This is a genomic window from Rhodococcus sp. SMB37 (genome assembly GCF_004345605.1).
GTDB lineage: Bacteria > Actinomycetota > Actinomycetes > Mycobacteriales > Mycobacteriaceae > Rhodococcus.
Genome location: NZ_SLVY01000028.1, coordinates 32,588 through 40,623 on the forward strand (window position 1 = coordinate 32,588; position 8,036 = coordinate 40,623).

An 8,036-nucleotide genomic window follows, 5' to 3' on the forward strand; every position below is an offset into this window, starting at 1 on the left:
GAAAGTCTGTCAATGAAATGCCTCCCGGGATAGGGCGGAATGTCATCGATTCACGACGGTACGGGAGAATTGTTGCCTCGATTGTCTGGTGGGATAGTCCGATTCCTACGGTTGCGGGAGTCGGACGCGCGCCAGCCGTTCGAGTAGTTCGGGCAGTGCCCCCTCGGGAACTCCTGCAAGATCCTGCCGGGCCTGAGCGACCACTTCGATGAGAACATGGCGGGGCAATCGACCGTGATGCTCTGTCGCGAGTCGTTCGACTGTCTCGGCGCACGTGCCCGCCGATCCATGACCACAGCGTTGTCCTCGGTATGGGGTGCTCTCCTGATGCAACTGACGGGTTTCCTTTCCTTGCCATAGGGGCAGTTCTTATTTCACCGCCCGGACCGGTCGTGGAACAGGGACGAATGTCCACACCACGGGCGGGGCGGAGTCGATCGTGGGTGGTGGCCCCGAAAGCGGAGCGGATGCCTGGTAGCGAGTGTTTGTTTCGCCCCGCGTGCCTCCGGGGTGGGTGTGGTCAGCTCGGTTCCGTGCGTTGGCACGGCGCCGACCAGACGAGCCGGGTGCCTCCGGAGGCGAGGTTGGTCACCGTGAGGCTGCCCCTCACCTTTCTCGCTCGATCCGCGAGGTTGTCCAGTCCGTTGCGGGGGGAGTCTGCGGGAATGCCTGTGCCGTCGTCGACCACTTCGACGGTGAGCTGATGGTCCGTCAAGGCCACACGGATGGTGATGCCCTGTGCCGCGGCGTGCCGCACGGCATTGGCAAGGGCTTCGCGCAGGACGGCCTCGGCATGATCGGCCAGGCTCCCGTCGATATCGGAGAATCGTCCGGAGATGTGGACGGTGACCGAGATCTTGGTGCTGGCCGTCAGTTCCGTGATGATGGCCCCGAGGCGTTGGCGCAACGGTCGACTGTGGGGCCGTCCTTCCCGCAGATCGAAGACCACGGTACGGATGTCCTCGATGATCGTCTGCAGTGTGTCGATGGAGTCGGTCAACCGCCCCCGGATCTCCGCGGACTCGGTGCGTTGCTGGGTGCCCTGCAGCGCCAGGCCCGCGGCGAACAGTCTCTGGATCACCTGATCGTGTAGATCACGAGCGATCCGCTCCCGTTCGGATACTACGTCGAATTCCCGTATCCGCCGCTGGTTCGTCGAAATCCGCAGAGCCAACGTGCAGTAATCCGCGAACATGGCACCCAATTCGAGATGTTCCTCGTTGAACGGTGCGACGCTGTCCGACCGCAATGCAAGGAGCGTGCCTATTATCTGGCCGCCCTCGCTCAAGGGCAGGGCAAGCGCAGAACCGTACGGGAAGCCGTGTTCCAACTTCTCGACGAGCAGGGGCGAACGCCTCCGGAAGAGTCGTCCCAGCGGCCCCGCAAGCGGGATGCTCTCCCCGAGCGCCGAGCCGCAGGCGCTGTCCGTTGTCGCGGCGATCCAGAGTTCGTTCGACTCTGCGGCTCGCAGGTCCCCGTCCGGCGGAACGGCGAGCGTCACGTGGGAGGCGCCGGAAAGAACGTGAAACTTTTCCGCGATGAGCTGGAGCACGTCGTCGACGCTTGTGCCCGCGAGAAGTTCGGTGGCGATGTCCCGGGTGGCCTCGAGCCACTGTCGGTGCATATGCGACCGTCTGTGCAGTCGGGCGTTCTCGATCGCGAAACCTGCCGCGGCGCACAAGGCGAGCGCCATGATTGCGTCGTCGTGGGTGAAAGGCCGGCCGTGGGTCTTCTCGGCCAGGTTCAGGCTGCCGAATGTGTCGCCACGAACCCGGATCGGAACCCCGAGGAAGGTACGCATCGGGGGGTGATGGGGTGGAAATCCGACTCCCGCGGGATGGATCGTCAGATCGTCCAGCCGCAGCGGTTCGGTCCGCTCGAGGACCATTCCCAAAATCCCGTCCAGGCGCGGCGGGGCACCGATGCGGGCCCGCGTTGCCTCATCGAGGCCCTCGGTCACGACCTCGGCGGCAGATCGATGAGGCCCGAGCACGATCACCGCCCCATACCGGGCATCGGTCACCGTGACCGCGGCGTGGACGAGTGTTCGCACGATGGCGTCGATATCGAGCTGGGATGTCACCGCCCCCATGAATGTGAGAAGTCGGTTGTGTCCTCGATCCACGGCCCCGCCCCTCTTCGACTCTGTTCTTCAGGTTCTCCTGGTCCATCCGGTGGCCTGCTGCGGGGCAGACCTCTGAGGTCGCTACTCGTTCCGGGCAACGCCACCGAGCCGCGCAGCACACAATCGGCGCGTGCCGAGGAGATCTGCGTTGCGCGCCACCTACCTCGAGCCGCCGTGGTCGGCAGGCGGCGGCATTTTCTGTGCGAGAAGCGCTGCTTGCGTGCGATTGTCCAGTCCGAGCTTGAGCAGAAGACGCGAGACGTAGTTCTTGATGGTCTTCTCGGAGAGGAACATGCGGGTGGCTATCTGCCGGTTGGTCAGGCCTTCACCGAGAAGGTGAAGCAGAATCCGTTCCTGGCCGGTGAGATCCATCGACGCGCCCGTCGGCGCAGCCGCCCGCACCTTGTCCATCAACGCGGTAACCGCCTGTGAGTCCAACAGCGATTTTCCCGATCCCACCTCTTTTACCGCGCGAACGATCTGCGGCCCTTGAATATCTTTGAGTACGTATCCCATCGCACCGGCGAGGACCGATTCGAGCACGGCCCGATCATCGGTGAACGAGGTGAGCATCAGGCACCGAAGATACGGAAACCGGGACATCAGCTCCCTGCACAGTTCTATCCCGTTTCCGTCGGACAGGCGAACGTCCAACACCGCGACCTGTGGTTGCACGGCCGGCATTCGTGCCAGTGCCTGAGCCACCGTGGCTGCTTCCCCGACGACCTCGAGATCGGGATCGTCTTCGAGGAGTTCCCTCAAACCGCGCCGGACGACCTCGTGGTCGTCGACGAGAAACACGGTGGTCATGCACGTTGACGATACGTCCTTTCGACAAGCCCGCAACGCTAAAAGTAACCTTCGTGGTCCGTGTGAAACTTTATCGGCCATGGTGTTCGAGGTGCCGGAGTGGTTCTCGAGGGTTCTGCCCGAAGCACGCGATCGGGGGTGCGCAGGTTCGAGTACGGCTCGCACTCGCCGCATGAAATCCGGTGTCCACTCCCCCGGGGGCAGCCTCGTACTGCGTCACGGTCGTCGGTGCCGGACCGCGGGCCTTCCTTCACCGTCCGGGATGGCGGCGGCAGGGTCGTGAGGAATGTGCGCCCGGACGAGGTGCGGTCCGGTGGGTGTGACGGTCGTCGTTGGTCGCGGGATTGGTTGGCGTAAGCCGGGATGGGTATTCGGTCGACGGGTGTCTTCCACCCGCGCGGTATCCGCGCGGGGTGGTCGGCGGGGGTATCGGGGGAGCGGATCGACAAGAACGGAAGACGGTTCGACACGAAAAGGGAGGCGAAGGATGACTCGATCGGTCCGGGCGACCAGCCTTCGTGATCTGGTTGCGGTGGCGGAGTACGACAACTATGCCGCCGCGGAACGTGCGGTGGATTGGTTGTCGGATAATAAGTTTCCGGTGGAGCACACCACGATCAGTGGGGTGGGCCTGCGCATGGTGGAAGATGTGTTGGGTCGGCTGACCTATCTGAAGGCAGCTGCGATGGGCGCCCTGTCCGGCCTGTGGATCGGGCTGCTGGTCGGCGTGTTTCTGGCGTTGTTCACGATGAACGCGGTGGGGTGGTTCGCCGTGATCTTGTGGGGTCTGGTGTGGGGCGCGGTTGCCGGCGCTGTGGTGAGCCTGCTCTGGCATGCGTTGTCCGGTGGCCGTCGAGACTTCATCTCGACCCGTCAGCTGCTGGCCGACCGGTACGAAGTACTGGTCGACCGCGCGCACGCCGAGCGGGCCCGTGCTCTGTTGCAGCCCGGACGGTCCACGCCAGGCGAGGGTCAACCTCGGTAACCGACCGTCGCAGTCCGACGCCCGCCCCAGACGGGCCACCGGCGACTCTGACAGATTCGGGGTGTCGAGGCGCCGTCCGTTCGGTGCAGCCACCGCGGGTATGCCGAATGGGATGTTCGGGTCCGTCGGGCGCCGCGTGCAGGGCCGAGCTGGTGTGCTGTGTCGTCATGGTTGCGGCACCGACGATGTCGGCTGGCTGGGACGATCCCCAGGGGAGGTCGCTGACGATTGCGGCGAAGCCCCGCAATGGGGGGTCGGCGTCTGCTCCGTCGACGCGTGGGATCGACCTGGTACGAGATCGGTTTTCGACGTATCGAGATTATCGGCGATTGCGCGGACAGAACCGGTATCGGGGGCGTCGAATGGAAGTGGCCCGTAAATCGTTTCCTGGAAGGAGTGCGAAATGTCTGCTCCTGCTCGTCGTTCCCGATCCGTGTTTCCCGATCTGAGCGAGTTCTTCGATACGTTCGGGTTCCCGCAGCTACGGCCGTTCGGCAGCAACCTGATCCGCATCGAGGACAAGGTCGAAGACAACCGTTACATCGTGCGTGCCGAGCTGCCCGGTCTCGATCCGGGCAAGGACATCGACGTGTCGATCGAGCACGGTCGGCTCGAAATCGGTGCCGAACGGTCCGAGGAGAAATCCGAGGGCGGCCACTCGGAGTTTTCCTACGGCAGCTTCCGCAGATCGGTGCCGTTGCCGGCCGGCGCGAAGGAAGACGACATCGAGGCCACCTACGCCAAGGGGATTCTCACCGTCACGGTCGGTTTGGGTGATTCATCGGACGCGTCCCGCAAGATCGACGTCAAAAACGCCGACTGACCTCGGCGGTTCCTGGTGTCTGGGTACCTGTGCCGTCCCGGTGGGCACGTCCGGCCGGGACGGGATCGCCGTGGAGCAATAGCTGTGGGACTCGACCGAGGCGAGGTCGAGCCGGCCCGTGTCGCCGCGTGGGTTCGGTACATCCGCGGAGTTCGACCACGGTGCAAGGCAGGTGGGGTGCGGCCATGTGTCGGTGGGGCAGTGTCTCGGCGAGCGGGCGCAGCGGACGATCACCGGGGGCCCGGACCTTCGGTCGTTCTAGGGGAAGGACAGTGGTGCCCCGAGGGAGCGCAGGGCGCGGCCGGTGTTGGAGGCGTCCCACCATTCGACGACCAGTCCGTCGACGAACCGGAGGATGAAGAACGTTTCGAATTCGACGTACTCGCCGGAGGCGGCGATGTTGAGGAAGTCGCCCCGGTGGGTGCCGCGGAAGAACACGCGGGCGGCGAGTTTGTCGTTTTCTACCACCGTGTCCTCGATGCTGGCGGTCAGGTCCGGGATCGCCTCGTGCAGCTCGCGGGCCCAGAACTTCAACCCGGGTCGGCCGTCGCCCTGGGCGGGCACCGGGTTGTGATCGACCATATCGAGGCGGACCAACGGATCGAAGGCCCCGAGGTCGCCGCTGGTGATCGCGTCGACGATGGCCCGGAACTTCTCGCGTAATTCGGCGGGTGGGGGATGGTACGAGCTGGACACAGGTATCGGATCCGATCATGCGGGCAGTACGGGGTGCAGGTGCCATTTTAATCCGCTTGTGCGGTGTACCCGTCTGTACCGGAAACCCGAAGATCGAGAAGACTCTACCCGTGGCTGCCCGAACACCAGGATGCGACCATTTGTGTACTCGACTCGACGGGACGCTTCCGTGTATCGAGGTGTCCCGCTTCTCAAGGGGCCGCGCACAGTGTCCGAGGGAAGCACAGTCCGAGGGAAGGAAGCCCGATTGTGGAGCGGGATACCACACAGTCCTCCGATAGGAAGAAGACGCGTGAATCCGGACCACCGGTCGCCGGGAAGCCTCCGAAGCCGTGGCGGACCGAAGGTCTGCCGACGACGCCGAGCGCCGGCGAGGGGCGGTCCCGTCGTCCGAACTGGTGGCGAGTGGTGCTCTATCTCGGACTGGGGTACCTGCTGGTCTTCGGTCTGTTGTCGCTCCAGGACGGGCTCGGCGGACCGGCACGGGTGTCGTATACGGAGTTCACCACGCAAGTCGAACAGGGCAATGTTCTCGCGCGGCGACACGATCGAGGGAGTGCTGCGGGAACCGAAACCCGTCCCGGAGGGGGATTCGTCTGCCGGTACGGCGACGTACCAGGAATTCACGACCGAGCGGCCGACCTTCGCGCAGGACGATCTGCTCGGGCAACTCGAAGGCAGCGGCGCTGTCGTCTCGGCCACCCCGCTGACCGACGATCGCGGGCTGCTGCTGAACCTGCTGATCTCGCTGGCACCGATGTTGTTGCTGTTCGGCTTCTGGTACTGGCTGTTCAAACGCAGCCGGAAAGCCCTGGGCGCAGGGAACGCTTCCCCACACCCGGCCTTGACCGCCGGCCACCCGGCGGGACGTGTCATCTATGCAGCTCAGAACCCACTTTCAGCAGTTCGCTGTACACATTGAGCACCCCGCCCAACCGCAGACACTCATCCCTGGCGTCTACGCCTTCGCCGCGCGGACCCCTTCGCCGAACGCGCGAGCCGAGTAGCCGAAGTTGTTTTCTACAGCCTTCTGCTGTGTAGCCGCGCTCAACCCGAGCTCCTGCATGAGCACCAGATGGAGCAGCGCCTTTGTGACGTAGGTGAGTCGGTAGCGGACCCGCTCGGGAACTTTCTTCTCCAACTCGCCGGTATTTAGGTGGCCGAGAGCGTTTCGCGCATCTCGCAACCACTTTGCCCACACATCCACATCGGTCAGCAGTTTCTCCACGGCTGTCTGGTCCGGGATTTTCGCGATCTCCGTGATCCTCTGCTTCAGTCCAGGCCGGTTGTCACCTGTGCGCTGGCTGATCCATTCACGGGCGTCTTTATCCTCTGGGAACAAAGCCCGTACTGCGGCTTTCACCTTCTCGTGCAGCTCGGCCGGGATCCCGACCGACTCGGGGCGCAAAGCGGCGTGAAATCCTTCGGTGGCGGACGCCGCGTTGAAGATCCGGTTCTGATAGAAACCGCCCTCGTTGTAGTCCAGGCTGAAAAGCACATCGAGCGGCAATCCCACCTTTTTCCGCAGCGCCACCCATGCAGGCAGGAGGGTGGCCCAGTCCACATCTTCCAGGGTGAAGATGATGTCGTGGGGAGACACTGCGCGTTCCTTACCTGAGCCGGCATCGAAATAGAGCCCTACGGGATAATCCCTCGAGTCCGCGTCATCGTCCCTCACGAGAAGCGTTTTCTTCCCTACACGACACCCCACCTGGGTAGCCAACGTGACCAGATCACGCACTGCGGACACTGTGTCGTTGAATCCGTTCCACGCCCTTTTCTCGTCGGACCGAACGGTAACGGTTGCACGTTCCTTCACGGTGAACCCGCGTTCCCAGGCTCCTACCGCCGCTCCCGGCATATTCAGAGTCCACCCCAGAGTCACGGTCTCCCCGGACTCCTTCAACTGAGCAGAGACCGAATCCAGCTCACTGGGGTCCACAGTGAACCTACGGAACTTCAGCTTGCCCGAACCGTCCTTAGCCTGAATCCGTGGATGGGTGTTCTCGGCGGGGTTCGTGATGATTTCGGTTCTTCAGGCTGCCGGTGGGCGTGAGTGTTCCGCCGACCGGGTGTCAGCCCATCCACGTTGTCGAAGGTCCTCGGGTCGGGCCTGGGCGGCGGAACGGATAGGTCAGGCCGGTTGTGGTGGCCTCATTGCTGTGCCGATAACCTTCGACCACAACGTGTTCCACTGCTTCTGCCACGGCCAGTGGGCGGGTAAATGGAGCACGGGTCTGCCGGCGGGACGCGCGAATCGGGCCGGGGTGTTCACCAAGTTCCGGCGCAATGTGGCACCACGAGCGACGGCATGAGTGCCGCCGACGACGGTGCCGGCGGCGCGGAGCAGGTTGTGCGCGATCGCCGCGCAGAGCACCCAGGCACAGTTCGCCGGAAACCGACCCGACGGGATATGCGCCAGTGGTCCGTCGATCAGATCCGCGAACACCGTTTCGATGATCGCGTGCTTGCGGTGGGTGAGGTCGGCGTCGACGGTCGGCACAGGGCGCCGTAGTTGTTGATTAGCGACCCTGTGAACTGGGGTTTTCGCTTTATTCGAGGTGCTGTCCGGGCCGGTGGAGCGGGCATGGGGACAG

General features: G+C 64.0%; 7 protein-coding genes and 1 pseudogene. 3 read left to right on the plus strand and 5 right to left on the minus strand.

Features of this window, described 5'->3' with window-relative positions; all coding sequences use genetic code 11:
* Window positions 1-520: 520 nt before the first annotated feature.
* Both EV641_RS28085 and EV641_RS28090 read right to left on the minus strand, forming a co-directional pair.
* Window positions 521-2,125, minus strand: a complete 1,605-nt coding sequence (locus tag EV641_RS28085; protein ID WP_132476705.1) for a GAF domain-containing protein — start codon at window positions 2,123-2,125, stop codon at window positions 521-523.
* Between the two features lie 159 nt (window positions 2,126-2,284).
* Window positions 2,285-2,935 carry a response regulator transcription factor gene (locus tag EV641_RS28090; protein WP_132476708.1) on the minus strand — a complete coding sequence of 217 codons (651 nt, stop codon included), beginning with the start codon at window positions 2,933-2,935 and terminating at the stop codon, window positions 2,285-2,287.
* A 487-nt stretch (window positions 2,936-3,422) separates the two neighbouring features.
* Between EV641_RS28090 and EV641_RS28095 the strand changes: the two genes are divergently transcribed.
* Window positions 3,423-3,920 carry a general stress protein gene (locus EV641_RS28095; protein WP_132476711.1) on the plus strand — a complete coding sequence of 166 codons (498 nt, stop codon included), beginning with the start codon at window positions 3,423-3,425 and terminating at the stop codon, window positions 3,918-3,920.
* A gap of 403 nt (window positions 3,921-4,323) precedes the next feature.
* The gene (locus tag EV641_RS28100) at window positions 4,324-4,743 is read left to right on the plus strand and encodes an Hsp20/alpha crystallin family protein (protein WP_132476714.1); all 420 of its coding nucleotides are present in this window, start codon (window positions 4,324-4,326) and stop codon (window positions 4,741-4,743) included.
* A gap of 258 nt (window positions 4,744-5,001) precedes the next feature.
* On the opposite strand, the gene EV641_RS28105 is transcribed toward EV641_RS28100, so the two are convergent.
* Window positions 5,002-5,439 carry an ester cyclase gene (locus EV641_RS28105; protein WP_158289235.1) on the minus strand — a complete coding sequence of 146 codons (438 nt, stop codon included), beginning with the start codon at window positions 5,437-5,439 and terminating at the stop codon, window positions 5,002-5,004.
* A gap of 526 nt (window positions 5,440-5,965) precedes the next feature.
* Here EV641_RS28105 and EV641_RS28110 point away from each other — a divergent pair.
* Window positions 5,966-6,361 carry a hypothetical protein gene (locus tag EV641_RS28110; RefSeq protein ID WP_199233411.1) on the plus strand — a complete coding sequence of 132 codons (396 nt, stop codon included), beginning with the start codon at window positions 5,966-5,968 and terminating at the stop codon, window positions 6,359-6,361.
* Between the two features lie 36 nt (window positions 6,362-6,397).
* On the opposite strand, the gene EV641_RS28115 is transcribed toward EV641_RS28110, so the two are convergent.
* Both EV641_RS28115 and EV641_RS28120 read right to left on the minus strand, forming a co-directional pair.
* Window positions 6,398-7,381, minus strand: a complete 984-nt coding sequence (locus EV641_RS28115) for a HEPN domain-containing protein (protein ID WP_347238254.1) — start codon at window positions 7,379-7,381, stop codon at window positions 6,398-6,400.
* A gap of 192 nt (window positions 7,382-7,573) precedes the next feature.
* A pseudogene (locus EV641_RS28120) lies at window positions 7,574-7,927 on the minus strand (IS1380 family transposase); the annotation flags it as partial.
* Window positions 7,928-8,036 lie beyond the last annotated feature (109 nt).

Excerpts from the sequence above, each read along its gene's own strand:
- EV641_RS28100 (WP_132476714.1), top strand. The coding sequence starts at position 4,324 with ATGTCTGCTCCTGCTCGTCGTTCCCGATCCGTGTTTCCCGATCTGAGC.
- EV641_RS28110 (WP_199233411.1), top strand. The coding sequence starts at position 5,966 with ATGTTCTCGCGCGGCGACACGATCGAGGGAGTGCTGCGGGAACCGAAA.
- EV641_RS28090 (WP_132476708.1), bottom strand. The coding sequence starts at position 2,935 with ATGACCACCGTGTTTCTCGTCGACGACCACGAGGTCGTCCGGCGCGGT.
- EV641_RS28095 (WP_132476711.1), top strand. The coding sequence starts at position 3,423 with ATGACTCGATCGGTCCGGGCGACCAGCCTTCGTGATCTGGTTGCGGTG.